We start from the raw sequence: 17,044 nt of genomic DNA on the forward strand, positions 1-17,044 counted from the left end.
TACTCGGTCAGGTTAGGGCGCCTCAGCTATGAACGCGGAATCGTCCCGGGCCGGTGAAGACGAGCGCCAACGCCGTAAACAGGAACATGCCCTGCAGCTCAAGGGCCCAGCCGCCGTTCCGGGTCAATTGGTAGAGCTCACCCGTGTGCGCCAGAAGGATAGCGACCACCATATTGATGGCAATCAGGCCCGCGCCCAACCGCGTGTGAAAACCCAGGATGATCATAAGCGGTGCCAGCACTTCACCGACAAAGACACCCCAGGCCAGAAACGCAGGCAAACCATGGCTGACCAGCATGCTCTCGATACCGCCGACGCCGTGCAGTAGCTTTGAAATGCCGTGCAAGAGAATCATTAAGCCCAGCGCAAGGCGCAGAATGAGTTTTCCGAGATCAGGTTGATGCAGCACAAGTACGACTCCTCAGGTGGAAGCCCGTATGGGACCACAGCTCGAAGCTTGTGTCGATAGAGTCCCGGGATGATGAGCGGTGATACGTGCTGCAGCGGTATTCCCGGCTTAGGTTAAGCACCGTGGCGTGCTAGGACAAGCTGCCAGGGTAGGAGAAACGGAACACAATCTGGTTGCGTGTCAGCAGCGTTTCGAGACGATGGCGCATGACCTCACCAGCGGCATCGCGAATCTCTTCTGCGAATTTAGCCAGATTGAGGTCGTAGTAAGCCGGGGAACTCATTAACTGGTGCACAGTAATGAGGGTTGCATTGTCGAGTTCGTTGGCAAAAGGCTCGCCGATCAGGTGGTGGGCCAGGATGTTGGCGTGGGCTGCGCCGGAGTTGACCAGATTGGCATTACGGATCGAGCGGTTGTTCTCGTGCATTTCTTCCATCAGGCGATGGCACAGGTAGGCTTTGACCAACAGCGCGTCCAACCCGTCAAAGCGCGCTAACAGTATCGATGGACGAGAAAAGGCACCGTAGGCCGCGTCGAGAAACGGCGAGAACAGCGCGGCCCGACCAATTTTCGCGGCGGAGGTCTGGATGCATTCCAGCAATTGCGGGGCCAGTTCCACATAGTCCTCGACAAACCGGACCAGGCACGAAACCGGGTCCGCGTGCGTGATGTCCGCTACCAGCTGTACTTCGGCGAGCCGCGCTGCCATCGCCTGACTGAATAGCCCCTGCTGGGCTTCCTGTCGTCTGGCTTGTGCAATCAGGTCTAGCACCAATTTATGGGTCATTGTCGGTAATGCTCGGTATCCGATAATCAATGTAGCGAACCTGCCTCTGCTGGCCCTTGAGACCCCAGAAGGCTGGCGAGCCCCGGGGTGGGAGTTGGCATTTTTGACTGATGGGTCTTGCGCCGCTCGCCTTTTCAGTGTAGCTGAACTTGGACAAAAGCCAGGCAGAAGCGAGCAAGAAGCCGATAATTCTGGTGATCGCGCAAACAGCGGTCGAGGCGACAGTAAAAAGAGTAGCCGAAAGCCGGCTCGTCGGTTTAAAACAACGTCAAATGATGGGAATCGTGACGCCTGGTCTGTTGCTCAGGCATTGCCCTGGCCCGGGAACCAGGCGCCTGAACTCAGCCTGCGGTGATATACCCAGCCGAGAGTCAGGCCGCGTGCCGCCATGAGTCCAATCAATGCCAGCCAGAGCCCGTCGTTGCCCAGTCCCCGCGAAGCCCACCAGAGCGGTAAATAAACACCGATTACCGATACGATCATAGTGTTCTGCATGGGCCGCGAGTCAGTGGCGCCGATGAAAAGGCCGTCCAGCAGATAGCTCCAGACCGCAACCAGTGGCATCAGACAAAGCCAGGGCAGGTAGCGCCGGGCTGTGCTGGCGATGTCATCGATACTGGTCAACAGGTCGATAATCAGCCCCCCGGCGCCAGCAAAGAGCAAAGTCATCAGTCCAGCCGTGATCAATGACCAGCGGGCACAGGTGCGGGCTACGGCAATGAATCCGGCACGATCCCGGCGTCCCAGGTATTCCCCCGCCAGTGCCTCGGCGCCGTTTGCAAACCCATCGAGCCCGGTAGAAATCAAGAGTAGGAACGTCAGCAGAACCGCATTGGCCGCCAGGATGGTCTCACCCTGCCGAGCACCCTGAGCGGTGAAAAACGCAAAAGCCAGCAGCAGAAGAATGGTGCGAACGAGTATGTAACGATTGACGTCGAAGAGTCGGCGGTAGTCGGCCCAGGTGCCGGTCAGCGCACGCGTCCATCGGATACCGGGAAGACGCTTGTGTACGATCCACAGGCCCAGGAAAGCCGACAGGTATTCGGCCATGAGTGTAGCTGCCGCAACCCCGGCGCTGTTCCAGCCGAAGCCGATGACGAACAAAAGGTCGAGCACCATATTGACGAGGTTGGCGGTGACCAGCAGCAGGAGCGGGCCCCGTGCAAAGTGGGTGCCGATCATCCAGCCCACCAGCGCGTATTGGCAGAGGACGGCCGGAGCGCTGTAGATGCGGATGGACAGATATTCCGACGCCAGCGCGGTAATTTCCGGTGGCGCATCCATTAGCGCCAGACCAACTGCAAATATCGGAGATTGAAGCGCGATCAGGCCCAGTCCGATGGCCAGCGCCATGATCAGCGACTGGCACAGCAGTTGTACGAGTGCTTCGGTTTCGCCCCGTCCGTGTGACTGGGCGGCCAACCCCGTCGTACCCATACGCATGAAGCCGAAAGTCCAGTAGATCACCGTAAAAAGATTGGGTAAGCGGATTAAATGGTTGATCTTACCTTTGCATGAGAGTGAGACAGACCGGCATCTCATCGGATTATCTGGTTGATGCTTCACCTACTGCTGGTGCATGTTTCCTTCGCTAATTCCAGCAAGAACCCCACACGCCTCAACTTCCCGGTCATCGTTGCAACTCGCTCTCAGTGAAACGAGTTGTTTCTCAAGCGCTTGCAGAGCGGTTATCTGCGACCGCACATGAGAGATGTGATCATCGAGCAAGGCGTTGACGGCGGTACAAGGCTGATGAGGGTCGTCCTGATAGCTCTGTAGTTCGTGAATCTCAGCCAGTGACAGGCCCAGGATTCTGCAGCGACGGATGAAGGCCAGCCCCTCACCATGCTTCTCGGTATAGACACGGTAACCGTTGTCCTGCCGATCAGGCGGCGGCAACAAGCCCTGCTGTTCATAGAAGCGGATCGTCTGTGTTTCGACCCCTACCAACTGCGCCAACTGACCAATGCGCATCAGCCTCCTCCCCAACGGATTCTTTACTCTATTGACCTTATAGTAGCTTTATAGTTTTAAATGGTACCACAACATTGTTCAAGTGGAGTCGTATCATGAGCAAATCCTGTGGTGGCGCCTGTGGCGGTGATGCAACGTCCGCAGCGGATACCGATATACAGGCCTCCTCCGAGGCGCCAGGGAGATGGGTCAGTGTTTATGCCGTGCCGAAGATGGACTGTCCATCAGAAGAACGAATGATTCGCCTAGCCCTGAACGGCTTTGAGGAGATTCGGGCGCTGTCCTTCGACTTGTCGAACCGCCGGCTGAAGGTCGTGCATGACGGCGAGGTCGAGCCCGTCACCTCGAAACTGAAGACCTTGGGGCTAGGCGCCTCGCTTCAGGAAACTGTCGCTGCAAATCCGGAGACCATCAAGGCCGCCGAGTTTTCGGCAGCTTCTGCTAAGCAAGAATCCGGGACCCTGCGCTGGTTGCTCGGCATCAATGCACTTCTGTTCGTGGTGGAAATGACTGCCGGTCTGATCGCCCAGTCCACCGGCCTGATTGGAGAATCCCTGGACAATTTTGCCGATGCGGCGGTGTACGGGCTTGCCCTTTATGCGGTTGGACATAGCGTGAAAATGCAGGTACGTGCCGCGCATCTTGCTGGTGTACTGCAACTGATCTTGGCTGTGGGCGTGCTCGTAGAGGTGGTGAGACGCTTTGTATTCGGTAGTGAGCCTGAATCGCTGGTGATGATGGCTATCGCATTCGTCGCATTGATTGCCAATACCAGTTGTCTGCTGCTCATATCCAAACATCGGGAAGGCGGGGCGCACATGAAGGCAAGCTGGATATTCTCGGCCAACGACGTGGTGATCAACCTGGGGGTCATCACCGCCGGCGCCCTGGTCGCGTGGACCGGTTCCAATTATCCGGATCTGATTATCGGCACCATCGCGGGGGGCATTGTACTTAACGGTGCCAGACGCATTTTGGCGTTGAAGGGTTAAATAATGCTCATTATTGGCAAAAAGCTCTCGCCGTATGCCCTATTGTCCATATCGGGCCTGCTGGCAGCGTCTGATCAGGCTGTAAAGTGGCTGGTGCAGCAATCAATGGCCTATGGCGAGTATGTTTCGGTGACCCCGTTCTTTAACTGGGTGCACCTATGGAACACCGGTGCCGCATTCAGTCTTTTTGCGAATGGTGGAGGCTGGCAGCGCTACTTATTTATCGGAATCGCGGTAGTGGTCTCGATTTTTCTGATCAAGCTGATCCTTGAAAATCGTCATAAAGGAGAAGCCATCGCTTACAGTCTTATCCTCGGTGGCGCCATGGGCAACCTGATTGACCGGGTCTTTCGCGGCTATGTTGTGGATTCCTTTGATTTCTATTGGCGAGACTGGCATTGGCCGGCCTTCAACCTGGCTGATATTGCAATTGTCCTCGGTGCCTTACTTTTCGTTTCCAGCAGCTTGTTGGGTAAAAAAGCAAACACCAATGCCGAGCCGGATGGATCTGACTGACACCTACGCCTATACAACACCATGACCGAACTTCCCGACAACATCCTTCACCTGCCGCAATACCAAGTACTGGGCTGCAAATCAACCGACGACGAAATGCACTTCCAGGTGGACGTGCCCGATCCCATCGCCTGCGAGGAATGCGGCGTGCAGGGTGAGTTCGTACGGTTCGGCAAGCGTGACGTTCCCTATCGTGATCTGCCCATCCACGGCAAGCGGGTCACTCTCTGGGTGGTCCGCCGCCGATACACCTGCCGGGCCTGCAAGACAACATTCAGGCCCCAGCTACCGGAGATGGTGGACGGATTCCGTATGACACTGCGGCTGCATGAGTACGTGGAGAAGGAATCCTTCAACCACCCCTACACCTTTGTGGCGGCACAGACCGGCCTGGACGAGAAGACGGTGCGCGACATCTTCAACGCCCGCGCCGAGTTCCTGGGGCGCTGGCACCGCTTCGAGACGCCCCGCATCCTGGGCATTGACGAGCTATACCTGAACAAGCGCTACCGCTGCATTCTGACCAACATTGAGGAGCGAACCCTGCTCGACCTGCTGGCCACCCGCCGCCAGGACGTGGTGACCAACTACCTGATGAAGCTGAAAGACCGGCAGAAGGTCGAGATCGTCAGCATGGACATGTGGAACCCCTACCGGGCAGCGGTCAAGGCTGTGCTGCCCCAGGCCCGTATCGTGGTCGATAAGTTCCATGTGGTGCGCATGGCCAACGATGCCCTAGAGAGAGTGCGCAAGGGCCTCAGAAAGGAGCTGAAACCGTCCCAGAGCCGGACTCTCAAGGGAGACCGGAAAATCCTGCTGAAACGCGCTCACGAAGTCTCAGACCGGGAGCGCCTCATCATGGAGACCTGGACAGGCGCATTCCCGCAACTGCTGGCCGCCTACGAGCACAAGGAGCGCTTCTACGGCATCTGGGACGCCACCACACGGCTCCAGGCAGAAGCCGCCCTGGACGAGTGGATAGCCACCATCCCGAAGGGCCAAAAGGAAGTCTGGAGCGATCTGGTCAGGGCAGTGGGAAACTGGCGCGAAGAGACCATGACCTACTTCGAGACGGACATGCCCGTCACCAACGCTTACACGGAGTCCATCAACCGACTGGCCAAGGACAAGAACCGTGAAGGGCGCGGTTACTCCTTCGAGGTGATGCGGGCACGAATGCTCTACACCACGAAGCACAAGAAGAAGGCACCGACTGCGAAGGTCTCTCCTTTCTACAAGAAAACCATCGGTTACGGACTGCCGGACTTCGCAGAGGAACTCAACTACGGAGTCGATCTATCAACCATCTGAGGGTGGTATCAGATTGATGGGGTGAAGGTGCCCCATCAACCATTAAATCCGTATACCCAAAAGATTGGCGCCCACGGCAACGGCGCCGAGGTAGGCCGGGTCAGGCAGATGGCCGAGCACCGCCGTATCCACCAGGCCCAACATGGGTACTGTTATATTGGTCAGGATCAACGGCCAGGCGAGCGCCCACAGCCTGCGGTCAAGCGTTGATATATATCCGGAAATATCCAATAATCCTTTGTCAGTCCTGGTTTACGTAGATGTGGAGGCAGAGAGAGTTCACCTCAGGAAGAGTAGCCATAGTGAGGTCTGTTAGGTAGTGGTAGCGGGCTGCTTGCTGTATAACGTTTCCTGCAATGTTGTCTCTGGAAAGCTATCTGCCTTTGAGTGTCGCTGTTGTTCGTGGCTATACTCGGCAGTTCTGCGTATAAACTCCAATAAAATAACACTCTGAATGGAGACGGTATGAGCGTGCAGGCCCTGCGTGCCGGTGCCCTTGCGGTTGCCGGTCTGATGCCCGTCGGTGCCATGGCGGACTGGGAAGTCAATATGACACCCGGCGTCACCGACTTAAGTCAGTCCATCTATGGACTGCACATGATTATTTTCTTCATTTGCGTCGCTATCGGCGTCGTCGTTTTCGGGGTCATGTTCTGGTCTATTTTTGCCCACCGTAAATCCCGGGGCGCGAAGGCGGCGAACTTCCACGAGAGCACGTCGGTAGAAATTGCCTGGACCGTCATCCCCGTCATTATTCTCGTGGCCATGGCTATTCCTGCCACCGGTACGCTGGTTGAGATGTACGACAGCACAGAAGCGGACATCGACATCAAGGTGACCGGCTATCAGTGGCGGTGGCAGTACGAGTACATGGACGACGACTTCAGCTTCTTCAGCAACACCACCACGTCCCAGGATGCGATTAATAACCGCGTCTCCAAAGGCGAGAATTACCTGCTCGAAGTCGACAACACCGTTAAGGTTCCCGTAGGCAAGAAAGTACGGTTTCTTGTAACCGCCAACGACGTCATTCATTCCTGGTGGGTTCCCGCGCTAGGCGTCAAGAAAGACGCCATTCCCGGCTTTATCAACGAAACCTGGGCCACAATCAATGAGCCCGGGATCTATCGTGGCCAGTGCACCGAGTTGTGCGGACGTTTACACGCGTTCATGCCCATTGTTGTCGAAGCGGTGCCTGAAGAGGAGTACCTGGCCTGGGTCGCCGAGAAGCGCGAAGAAGCCGCCGCAGAGCGCGAGCTTACTGAAAAAGAATGGACCATGGCCGAACTTATGGAGCGTGGGGAGCGGGTCTATAACAGCAACTGTGTGTCGTGCCACCAGGCCGATGGCTCCGGGGTGCCACCCGCGTTCCCGGCCCTTGTCGGCAGTGATGTGGCCCTGGGCGATATCAGCCGCCACATGGACGTGGTTGTGAACGGCGTCCCCGGTACGGCAATGCAGGCATTCGGTAACCAGCTCAGCGAGGTCGACCTGGCCGCGGTTATCACGTACGAGCGTAACGCCTGGGGCAACGACGTAGGCGATATGGCGACCCCGCAGGACATAGTCGAATTCGAGCAGGCCGAATGATGGCCAAGCGAACCCTGACTAAGACAACAAGATTAACGGTTACGAATGGGGACGAGACATGAGCGCGGTCATTGATACCCACCACGATGAACACGAGCACCACGGGCCGGCGAAAGGCTTCAGCCGCTGGCTGTTTACCACCAACCACAAAGACATCGGGTCGATGTACCTGATATTCAGTCTGGTCATGTTCCTGCTGGGCGGGACCATGGCCATGGTGATCCGGGCAGAACTGTTCCAGCCTGGCTTGCAGCTGGTGCAGCCCGAGTTCTTTAATCAGATGACCACCATGCACGGCCTGATCATGGTGTTCGGTGCAGTCATGCCGACCTTCGTCGGCCTGGCGAACTGGATGATCCCCCTGATGATCGGCGCGCCGGACATGGCTTTGCCACGGATGAACAACTGGAGCTTCTGGATTCTGCCGGCGGCGTTCGGCCTGCTGGTGTCCACGCTTTTCATGGACGGCGGCGCCCCCAACTTCGGCTGGACTTTCTACGCTCCGTTGTCCACGACCTATGGACCGCCAAGCACCACCTTCTTCATCTTTGCCGTACACATGGCCGGCATCTCGTCGATTATGGGCGCGATCAACGTCATCGCCACCATTCTCAACATGCGCGCTCCGGGCATGACCCTGATGAAAATGCCCCTTTTCGTCTGGACCTGGCTGATTACTGCTTTCCTGCTTATTGCGGTCATGCCGGTACTGGCCGGCGTGCTGACCATGATGCTGATGGATATCAACTTCGGTACCAGCTTCTTTGATGCTGCGGGGGGCGGTGACCCGGTTCTGTTCCAGCACGTTTTCTGGTTCTTCGGGCATCCTGAGGTGTACATCATGATCCTGCCGGCCTTCGGTGCGGTCTCTGAGATCATCCCGGCCTTTGCCCGCAAGCGCCTGTTCGGCTATACCTCGATGGTCTATGCGGTGGCGGCGATTGCCTTCCTCTCCTTCATCGTTTGGGCCCACCACATGTTTACCGTGGGCCTGCCGCTGGCAGGCGAACTGTTCTTCATGTATGCCACCATGCTGATCGCCGTACCCACCGGGGTGAAGGTCTTCAACTGGGTGGCCACCATGTTCCGCGGGTCAATGACATTCGAGACGCCGATGCTGTTCTCGATTGCGTTCGTCATACTCTTCACCATCGGCGGATTTTCCGGGCTGATGCTGGCCATAGCACCTGCCGACTTCCAGTACCACGATACCTATTTCGTTGTAGCCCACTTCCACTATGTGTTGGTGCCCGGAGCGATATTCGGCATTTTCGCATCGGTCTATTACTGGCTGCCGAAGTGGTGCGGCAAGATGTACGACGAAGTGCTGGGCAAGACCCATTTCTGGCTGTCGTTTATCGGCATGAACCTGGCCTTCTTCCCGATGCACTTCCTCGGGCTTGCTGGTATGCCACGCCGAATCCCCGACTATGCGCTGCAGTTTGCCGAGTTCAACCTGGTATCCAGCGTCGGCGCCTTCATGTTTGGTGCGACCCAGGTATTTTTTGTTTTTGTCGTTATCAAGACGGTGCGTAGCGGCGTCCCGGCAGCGGCCAAACCCTGGGAAGGTGCCAGTGGGCTGGAGTGGACCGTGCCCTCACCGGCGCCCTACCACACCTTCGCCACGCCGCCACGGGTGGAGTGATGATGAGTCTTTCGAGCGTGCTTTCAACAATAATAGCCAGAAGCGGAAACGGAGGCTGCCATGTCCAGTAATCAGTCGTACTACGTGCCGGCCCAAAGCAAATGGCCGATCGTCGCTACCTTTGCCCTGCTTTTGATCATGGTCGGGATGGGTTCGATCATGGTCAGTAGCCGGGCCGGGGAAGACACAGGCACGGCCTGGATCACCTTCGGTATCGGCCTGGCTGTTTTGATCTACATGCTCTTCGGCTGGTTCGGCAATGTCGTTGAGGAAAGCCGGAAGGGTCTTTACAGCCCGCAGATGGACCGTAGTTTCCGTTGGGGCATGAGCTGGTTTATTTTCTCCGAGATCATGTTCTTCGCAGCCTTTTTCGGCGCCTTGTTCTACGCCCGCGTTTTTGCCTTGCCGTGGCTTTCCGGTGAAGGCGATCGTGGCAGCAGTAACATGCTGTGGGAGGGCTTCGAAGCGACCTGGCCGCTGATCAATAATCCTGATCCTGAAAAATACCCAGCCCCCAGCGGAACCATCAGTGCGTGGGGACTGCCCCTGGTGAACACGATCCTGCTGGTGACTTCATCCATCACCCTGACTATCGGCCACAAAGCACTCAAGAAAGACAACCGTCGTGCGGCGATCATCTGGACCGGCATAACCGTTCTGCTCGGTGCAGTGTTCATGTTTTTCCAGGCTGAAGAGTACATGCACGCCTACCAGGACCTTAACCTGACACTGGAATCGGGCATTTACGGCAGCACTTTCTTCATGCTGACCGGGTTTCACGGGGCTCACGTCACTATTGGCGCGATTATCCTGCTGGTGGTTACCCTGCGACTGATGAAAGGCCACTTTACAGCGGACAACCACTTTGGCTACGAAGCCGCTAGCTGGTACTGGCACTTCGTGGACGTCGTCTGGCTGGTTCTGTTTGTGTTTGTCTATATCGTCTAGAGCGAAGTGCAGGCCCCTACGGGGCCTTTTCTTACTGGGCCGGATTCGTCGCCAGAACCGGTATGATCGCCAGGACCGGCACTGTCGCTAGAAGCGGTACAGTCGCAAGAATGAGTCCGGCCGCAATTAATGCGTTCGGAACGGCGCAGCAGAAAACGGTCCTGACCGGTCGTTGCGGCGAGGGGAACTCATAGTCCGGTGGCAGGGTTGGGCCGCAGCTGTATTTCGCCGGACCACAGCGCGAAGCCAATGACGATCAGTAATAGGACTGACAGGACAACGCGTACAACCAAAGCGTTGACTACCCGGCTCCTGCGGCTACTGTCTCTTATCAGGAACGTCAGACTGCTGAAAAGACTTATGACTACCGCCAGCAGCAGAATAACAATCACGGCCTTCAGCATTTCGATTCCCTTTCCGAGGTTTGTTGCGCCCCACTATAACAAAGCCTGAGGTCAGTATCCGAAACCATCACTGGCAGCCCGACTGGCGATTATGGCTAGTCGCGCTAGTCCTTTTCCCTTTACTCATCTGGCTGGGATTCTGGCAGTTAGGGCGGGCGGAAGAAAAAATCCAGCTGGAGAAAAACTGGCAGGAACTCGCCCCGGTCCAGTGGCCGCTCTCAGCGGATGCAGCAGAAGGGCAGCCGATCTTGCTTGAGGGCCACTATATGCCCGGTAAGCAGTGGCTGCTGGACAACCGTACGCGGAACGGACAGGCGGGATATGAAATCCTGAGCCTTTTTCAGCCGACTGTCGGGCCTGTAGTGGTGGTGAACCGAGGTTGGATCCCCGGCACTCGCGATCGGTCGGTCCTCCCGGACATCCCTGTCAGCGGAGACCGGCAACGTGTCGAAAGCCGACGGGCGCCCTGGCCGGCACCGCCGATCCTGGGCGGTGTGGAAGAACCCGTCGGTTGGCCCAAGCGCGTTCAGTTTCTTACCCATGAACTGGCGCTTATGCACGTGGATGCCCCTGTAAGCGAGCATTTCCTGCGCCTTGCCAACAGCGGCCAGCCCGGAGCGCTGAGAATTGACTGGGAGCCGCCCCACAGCGGTGTAAGTACGCACTACGGCTATGCCGTGCAATGGTTTGGCCTGGCCATAGCACTGTGTGTGCTGACCCTGGTTGCGAGCTTCAGGCGCGACAGGGAGCCGGACAAATGATACGCCCGGGGCGGAGCCAGCTAATGTTCTTTGTGATTAACAGGATGATGGAATACAACCGATGACTGAAAGCAACTCTCCCCAGGTCGATCCTCGCGCCGTCCGGCGTGGCCGAGTCATAGCCCTGTCGCTGTTTGCTATCGCTCTGTTACCCATCGTGCTGGCCAGCTGGATGTATTTTGGCGGTTGGGGTGCGGTCGGTGGTACGGCCAACAAGGGTGAGCTATTACAGCCCGTTGGCGCCGTGGAGACCCTGGGCCTGAGGACAGTCGACAACACCCCCCTGACCGATCGTTTCTTCCCGGCAAGGGAGGAGCCCCTCTGGCTGATCCTGACTATTGCTGAGGCCTGCGATACAGCCTGCCGCAAGGCGCTGCATGAGGTGCGCCAGGTCCATATCGCCCTTGGCAAGGAAAGCGAGCGGGTTGAGCGTGGCCTGTGGGTGGTCCAGTCGACCGCCGCAGGAGCCGGGGAAAGCATCAGCGACGGGCAGACCCTGGGGCAGCAGTACCCCGAGCTGGTTCTGCTGGAGCATGAATCCGGCCAGGCAAGGCCAGAGCTTCCCGGAGCGGCGGAGCTTCAGACCAGCTATCAGATCTATGTCATCGACCCGAACGGTAATATTGTTTTGCGCTATGACGCGTCGAATGCCGGTGAGGATTTGCTGGACGATCTCAAGAAGCTGCTCCGCCTCTCCAACATCGGCTAGCGCTGTCCATCGATAGCACTCATAGGCATGTAAAGAAAGAATCAGAATGGGCAGTACCATGAACCGACCCGATATTTCGCCAGCCCGCTCAACGATGGCGCGCTGGGCGCTTTTAGCAACACTTTTGGCTGTAGTGGTTGTCATGCTGGGCGCGTGGACACGGCTCGTTGATGCTGGCCTCGGCTGTCCTGACTGGCCAGGCTGCTATGGATTTCTCACGGTGCCTCAGAGTGCAGACTCGATTGCGCTTGCAGAGTCGCGTTTTCCCCATGCTCCGGTCGATGCGGCGAAGGGCTGGCCAGAGATGATCCACCGCTATTTCGCAGGTGCGCTTGGCCTCGTTATCCTCGGGCTCGCCGTCTTTGCAGTGCGCCGACGCAGTGATGCCCAGATCCCGTTGAAACTGCCGCTGTTTCTCCTGGCCATGGTAATCCTGCAGGCCGCATTCGGTATGTGGACCGTCACACTGAAGCTCTGGCCGCAGGTGGTTTCGGCGCACTTGCTCGGCGGGTTTACCACGCTGACCCTGTTATTCCTGTTAACTTTGCGTCTCTGGAAATCCCCGGTCATCCTTTCACCCGGACAGTCAGAACAGCTAAAGGGGCCCCAGCGCCTGTTGGTGGCTGCGCTGGTGGCTGTGGTAATCCAGATTGCCCTGGGAGCCTGGGTGGCCAGTAACTATGCTGCGGTTGCATGCACTGACCTGCCGACCTGTCAGGGCCAGTGGTGGCCGGACATGGATTTTGAGCACGGCTTCAACTTCTTCCAGCACGTCGGTCCCAATTATCTGGGCGGCCAGCTTAACAACGACGGACGCGTCGCCATCCATGTAAGCCACCGCATCGGTGCCTTAGCTGTGCTCGTGGTAGTCGGCGCCGCGCTGGTTTTTCTCTGGCGACGCACACGGCACCGGGAGTTGCGCCAGGGAGCGGCACTGGTCGGTCTTCTGCTCGGGTTACAGTTGATGCTGGGCTTGACCAACATCTGGCTACAGTTGCCGGTCGCTGTTGCCGTCGCCCATAATGCCGGTGGTGCCGCGCTGCTGCTGTCGCTTGTGTACCTCATCCATCGGCTGCAGACCGCCTCGATGGCGCCGACTTTTTTTTCAACAGCTTCGGCCGGAACTTATACCCGAAGCGGGAATATTGCATGAGTAATAACACCGAAACCCTGACTGACGACGCGCCTGGGGCGGCCGGATGGCGTGACTATCTTGAGCTGACCAAGCCTCGTGTTGTTGCGCTGATGATACTGACGGCGATCATCGGCATGTTGCTGGCGCGCCCCGGTTTACCCGGCTGGGAGGTGGTGGTATACGGCAACCTCGGCATCGCACTGCTGGCCGGTGCAGCTGCGGTGGTTAACCATGTGGTCGACAAGAAAATAGATCTGATCATGGCCCGCACCCGCAAGAGGCCCGTTGCCACGGGTCGGCTGACCACCCTGGAAGCGCTCGGGTTTGCCTCAACCCTGGCATTGGGTGGGATGATCATCCTGGTCACCCAGGTTAACCTGATCACAGCCTGGCTGACGCTGGCGTCGTTGATTGGTTACGCGGTCATCTACACACTCTTCTTGAAGCGTGCGACGCCCCAGAATATCGTCATCGGCGGTCTTGCCGGCGCCATGCCGCCGCTGCTCGGGTGGACAGCCGTGACCGGCCAGGTCGAAGCCAATGCACTGCTGCTGGTCCTGATCATATTTGCCTGGACGCCGCCGCATTTCTGGGCGCTGGCGATTCACCGCAAGGAGGAGTACGCAAAAGCGGGGATCCCGATGCTGCCGGTGACCCACGGCAACCGCTACACAGAACTCCACATCATTCTCTACACGCTCGTGCTGTTGGCAGCGACATTGATGCCTTTTGTCACCGGTATGTCGGGGATGCTGTACCTCGTGGGGGCGTCTCTTCTGGGCCTGCGTTTCCTGCAGTATGCCGTGCGTCTGTGGCGCGGCGACGACCGCCGGGTAGCGCTCGCGACCTTCAAGTATTCCATCACCTACCTGATGCTGCTGTTCGTACTGCTGCTCGTAGACCACTTCGCGTTCAGCTAGTGCACTGTTTGGTTAATTCGCTGGCTTACTGCGAGCTTCTGAAGGCTTTGGGCAAGGCGCTGGTCTTGCAGGCATGGTGGTTCCATGTCAAAGAGCAGCAACGCAGATCCAAAGCCTTCAGAAGCTCGCCCGAAGGAGGTCCTGAGAAACTGGCTAGCGGCGTTGCGGCGACTCGATGTGGAACCACCGGAGCGCCGGCCACCACACCTCCGCCGCCGCGCCTTGCCATCCAGATTCTCAGGGCCTCATTAAGTTAGCGAATTAACCAAACAGTGCACTGGTGTCCCCGAACGTTTTATTCGCTTTCCCTGCGGGCCTGGGCGCCGACCGGGCGAGACCTTGCGTTGCGGTCGCGCTGAAGCATAGCGCTGATCCCGTTATGCGTCGCCGTCACCGAGTTCCTTCGCGGAGAGTTTTTCTCGCGGAACCAGTGTCGCAACCTGATTGGGGTTATTGGGCGTGTACAGAATCAGCAGCTTGCCCTGCTCCAGTTGCCTGTGTACCTCCAGCTTTCTCGGCCCGAGCGGGTCTTCCGTTTCATTGACCCCATGCTCGCGCAGGCAATATTCGTCCACCAGCGCCTCAAGCGCGTCGTGTGAGAGCTGATCCGCACTGATTATCATATAGCATTCCCACCGGGTACCGTTTTAGCATCTGATACGATGCCATGGTCCTGGGCGGATAACCACTTCGGCCGGGCGGCGATCATTCGCGGCGTTAACAACCCGAGTTCGTCACGCTGCTTCGGTGCATCAGACACAGGCACATCAGGCCCATCAGATACAGGCACAGGCGGTGAATAAAGCAACGCAATCTCCGGCGCAGGTTACTGCGGCCGTAATCGGTGCCGGCCCGGCTGGGCTGATGGCAGCTGAAACCCTGGCGGCACGGGGCTGGTCGGTAGACGTCTATGACGGCATGCCCTCGGTCGGGCGAAAGTTCCTTCTGGCCGGTGTCGGCGGTATGAATATTACTCACTCCGAGCCGCAACCCGCGTTTGTCGGGCGCTACCCGGACCGGCGGGACTTTGTTCGACCCTGGCTGCAGGCTTTCAGTAGCGACGGCCTGCGTCAGTGGGTCCATGATTTGGGCATAGAAACTTTTGTCGGCAGCTCCGGCCGGGTATTTCCGCGGGAAATGAAAGCCGCGCCATTACTGCGGGCCTGGCTGGCCCGGCTTCGCCAGGACGGCGTACGGATCCACGTGCGGCATCGATGGCTGGGTTGGGACGCAGAGCGAAACATGCTATTCAAAGTCGGCGCCCGTGGCGGTGGTATCGCCGGTGAGGCCCGGGTGCAGCCAGCCGTCGTGGTGCTGGCATTGGGCGGTGGCAGCTGGCCGCGGTTGGGAACGGACGGCGCATGGTTGCCCCTGCTCGAACAGCAAGGTGTCGAGGTCAGCCCCCTGAAGCCCGCGAACTGCGGTTTCGACGTGAATTGGAGCGAGCACTTTCAACAGAATTTTGCGGGGCGCCCACTCAAACAGATCAGCATACGCCTGCGGGGCGCGGACGCTCCTCAGGAAGCCCAGTTGGGCGAGTGCGTGGTCACGGCAGATGGCATCGAAGGTAGTCTGATTTATGCGCTGTCCTCGTCTATCCGCCAGCGAATCGAGCAGGACGGTGATGCCTGTATCGCCATTGACCTGTTGCCGGACCAGTCCCGAGAGAGGCTGCTGCGCGAACTGAGTAAACCACGGGGATCGCGCTCCATGGCCAGTTATTTACGCCAGCGCGCCCGCCTCGAAGGCGTTAAAGCCAATCTGCTGCGGGAAGTGGCTGTGGCCGAGACCTGGCACAATCCTGAGAAGCTGGTTGATCTGATCAAGGCGCTGCCCCTGCGGCTGGTTGCGCCTCGGCCGCTGAGCGAAGCTATCAGCAGCGCTGGCGGCGTGCCTCCTGCGGCACTCGGTCCTCAACTGATGCTCAATGCGCTGCCGGGCGTTTTCTGTGCGGGCGAAATGCTTGATTGGGAGGCGCCGACCGGCGGCTACCTGCTCACGGCGTGCTTTGCCAGTGGCCGACTAGCCGGAGAAGGCGCTCACCTGTGGCTGACGCGTCATCAAACGCGCGGGCCGATTGATAGCAACCAAATCAATGGTTGAGGTTTTCTGTCGGAGGCTGGTTTATTGCCCTGACCTGCCTGGGTGGCAGGTTCAACGGGGCAGCCAAAATGAATCTGCAACGCTCGGGACGTGCCCTTCATGGCTATCAAAGGAAGACTGATCGGAACACTGGGGGTTCTTGCCTGGCTGGGCCAGGGATGTGCCGTGTTCGACCTGACGCAGGAGCAACTGCGGCAACGCGACCGCGTCGCCACAGAGCCACCGCCAACCGGCACCATGGCCTTCCATGTTATAGGGGCCTACCAGGGCCGCCCACCGCCGGGCTCAGGCGGCGATTGCCTTAGCATCACTGAGCCTGAATGCCAGCAGATGCTATTGCATCAGGTCGAGCATCGCGTCGACGTCCGGGTCGGAGATACCGGCCACAATCTCGTACTGGGCCTGTCGGCCCATGAAAAGACCCACTGGCATCTGAACCTGGAACCCGGAGTCACCCTGAGTCGGGTCATTCTCAGTGGAGTGTACCCCCAGCGGATCAGCGGTGTCGGCGCCGGCGTACAGTTAGACTACTTTGTCGAGGAGATTTCTGGCTGCGGCCTTGAACAGTGTGGTGCTACAGGCTCAGGTTTCTATGACTACCGAGCGCCCGCGCAGCGTTATGAACAGCTCGTGCCTTTACCGCCCACCTCGTTTGAAGGTCATTACGAGCAGGGCTGGTTCGAGCTCGAACCCGGCCGGGCGGGCGTTTATCCCCGTTGATTACGATTCAAGGGCTGTCGTTGAGTTCACTTGGGTACCAGTTACGTTCCGGCCTCGAGCCGGGCGCTATACTGACTCTCCAATAGAGTGCATTTCGCCGCAACGCGGTAGTCACCAAGC

The 17,044-nt window shown here is 58.2% G+C and carries 19 protein-coding genes; 12 read left to right on the forward strand and 7 right to left on the reverse strand.

The genetic code is table 11. From position 1 onward, the window contains the following. Positions 1-22: 22 nt before the first annotated feature. From soil367_RS00200 to cadR, 4 genes are all read right to left on the reverse strand, one after another. Positions 23-409 carry a DoxX family protein gene (locus soil367_RS00200; RefSeq protein ID WP_136545787.1) on the reverse strand — a complete coding sequence of 129 codons (387 nt, stop codon included), beginning with the start codon at positions 407-409 and terminating at the stop codon, positions 23-25. A 130-nt stretch (positions 410-539) separates the two neighbouring features. Next, a complete protein-coding gene (locus tag soil367_RS00205) occupies positions 540-1,196 on the reverse strand; it encodes a hypothetical protein (protein WP_136545789.1) in 657 nt (218 codons plus the stop codon). A gap of 303 nt (positions 1,197-1,499) precedes the next feature. Further along, positions 1,500-2,738, reverse strand: a complete 1,239-nt coding sequence (locus soil367_RS00210) for an MATE family efflux transporter (protein WP_136545791.1) — start codon at positions 2,736-2,738, stop codon at positions 1,500-1,502. 24 nt (positions 2,739-2,762) lie between these two features. Next, positions 2,763-3,170 carry a Cd(II)/Pb(II)-responsive transcriptional regulator gene (gene cadR / locus soil367_RS00215; RefSeq protein WP_004364961.1) on the reverse strand — a complete coding sequence of 136 codons (408 nt, stop codon included), beginning with the start codon at positions 3,168-3,170 and terminating at the stop codon, positions 2,763-2,765. A gap of 95 nt (positions 3,171-3,265) precedes the next feature. Between cadR and soil367_RS00220 the strand changes: the two genes are divergently transcribed. From soil367_RS00220 to soil367_RS00230, 3 genes are read left to right on the forward strand one after another with little or no spacing between them, the layout of a single operon-like run. Next, positions 3,266-4,162: a cation efflux transmembrane domain-containing protein gene (locus soil367_RS00220; protein WP_004574643.1), complete on the forward strand. Its 897-nt coding sequence runs from the start codon at positions 3,266-3,268 to the stop codon at positions 4,160-4,162. Between the two features lie 3 nt (positions 4,163-4,165). Further along, positions 4,166-4,678: a signal peptidase II gene (gene lspA, locus soil367_RS00225; RefSeq protein WP_008740521.1), complete on the forward strand. Its 513-nt coding sequence runs from the start codon at positions 4,166-4,168 to the stop codon at positions 4,676-4,678. 21 nt (positions 4,679-4,699) lie between these two features. Further along, positions 4,700-5,989 (forward strand): ISL3-like element ISPpu12 family transposase, encoded by a 1,290-nt coding sequence (locus tag soil367_RS00230; RefSeq protein ID WP_004574636.1) that lies wholly within the window; start codon positions 4,700-4,702, stop codon positions 5,987-5,989. 42 nt (positions 5,990-6,031) lie between these two features. Here the strand turns inward: soil367_RS00230 and soil367_RS00240 are convergent, their stop codons facing one another. Further along, positions 6,032-6,220, reverse strand: a complete 189-nt coding sequence (locus tag soil367_RS00240) for a hypothetical protein (protein ID WP_425459957.1) — start codon at positions 6,218-6,220, stop codon at positions 6,032-6,034. 234 nt (positions 6,221-6,454) lie between these two features. Here soil367_RS00240 and coxB point away from each other — a divergent pair, with 234 nt between their 5' ends. From coxB to soil367_RS00255, 3 genes are read left to right on the forward strand one after another with little or no spacing between them, the layout of a single operon-like run. Next, entirely contained in the window at positions 6,455-7,579 is a 1,125-nt protein-coding gene (coxB, locus tag soil367_RS00245) for a cytochrome c oxidase subunit II (RefSeq protein WP_136545793.1), read from the forward strand. A 58-nt stretch (positions 7,580-7,637) separates the two neighbouring features. Further along, positions 7,638-9,224, forward strand: a complete 1,587-nt coding sequence (gene ctaD / locus soil367_RS00250) for a cytochrome c oxidase subunit I (RefSeq protein ID WP_136545795.1) — start codon at positions 7,638-7,640, stop codon at positions 9,222-9,224. A gap of 60 nt (positions 9,225-9,284) precedes the next feature. Next, entirely contained in the window at positions 9,285-10,172 is an 888-nt protein-coding gene (locus tag soil367_RS00255; protein WP_136545797.1) for a cytochrome c oxidase subunit 3, read from the forward strand. A gap of 188 nt (positions 10,173-10,360) precedes the next feature. Here soil367_RS00255 and soil367_RS00260 read toward each other — a convergent pair whose 3' ends face one another. Continuing rightward, positions 10,361-10,576: a twin transmembrane helix small protein gene (locus tag soil367_RS00260; RefSeq protein ID WP_136545799.1), complete on the reverse strand. Its 216-nt coding sequence runs from the start codon at positions 10,574-10,576 to the stop codon at positions 10,361-10,363. Between the two features lie 23 nt (positions 10,577-10,599). On the opposite strand from soil367_RS00260, the gene soil367_RS00265 reads away from it, so the two are divergent. From soil367_RS00265 to cyoE, 4 genes are all read left to right on the forward strand, one after another. Beyond that, entirely contained in the window at positions 10,600-11,337 is a 738-nt protein-coding gene (locus soil367_RS00265) for an SURF1 family protein (RefSeq protein WP_246065432.1), read from the forward strand. 61 nt (positions 11,338-11,398) lie between these two features. Next, entirely contained in the window at positions 11,399-12,046 is a 648-nt protein-coding gene (locus soil367_RS00270) for a hypothetical protein (protein ID WP_136545801.1), read from the forward strand. A 58-nt stretch (positions 12,047-12,104) separates the two neighbouring features. Beyond that, positions 12,105-13,199: a COX15/CtaA family protein gene (locus soil367_RS00275; protein WP_216642749.1), complete on the forward strand. Its 1,095-nt coding sequence runs from the start codon at positions 12,105-12,107 to the stop codon at positions 13,197-13,199. Continuing rightward, positions 13,196-14,101: a heme o synthase gene (cyoE, locus tag soil367_RS00280; RefSeq protein ID WP_136545803.1), complete on the forward strand. Its 906-nt coding sequence runs from the start codon at positions 13,196-13,198 to the stop codon at positions 14,099-14,101. Before soil367_RS00275 ends, cyoE begins: the two co-directional genes overlap by 4 nt. Positions 14,102-14,478: 377 nt before the next feature. Here cyoE and soil367_RS00285 read toward each other — a convergent pair whose 3' ends face one another. Beyond that, positions 14,479-14,724 (reverse strand): YheU family protein, encoded by a 246-nt coding sequence (locus soil367_RS00285; RefSeq protein ID WP_136545805.1) that lies wholly within the window; start codon positions 14,722-14,724, stop codon positions 14,479-14,481. A gap of 172 nt (positions 14,725-14,896) precedes the next feature. Here soil367_RS00285 and soil367_RS00290 point away from each other — a divergent pair, with 172 nt between their 5' ends. Next, positions 14,897-16,204, forward strand: a complete 1,308-nt coding sequence (locus soil367_RS00290; protein WP_246065434.1) for a TIGR03862 family flavoprotein — start codon at positions 14,897-14,899, stop codon at positions 16,202-16,204. Between the two features lie 99 nt (positions 16,205-16,303). Next, positions 16,304-16,924: a hypothetical protein gene (locus soil367_RS00295; RefSeq protein WP_136545807.1), complete on the forward strand. Its 621-nt coding sequence runs from the start codon at positions 16,304-16,306 to the stop codon at positions 16,922-16,924. The last annotated feature ends 120 nt before the right edge of the window (positions 16,925-17,044 follow it).

It is taken from the genome of Hydrocarboniclastica marina, from assembly GCF_004851605.1.
Lineage (GTDB): Bacteria > Pseudomonadota > Gammaproteobacteria > Pseudomonadales > Oleiphilaceae > Hydrocarboniclastica > Hydrocarboniclastica marina.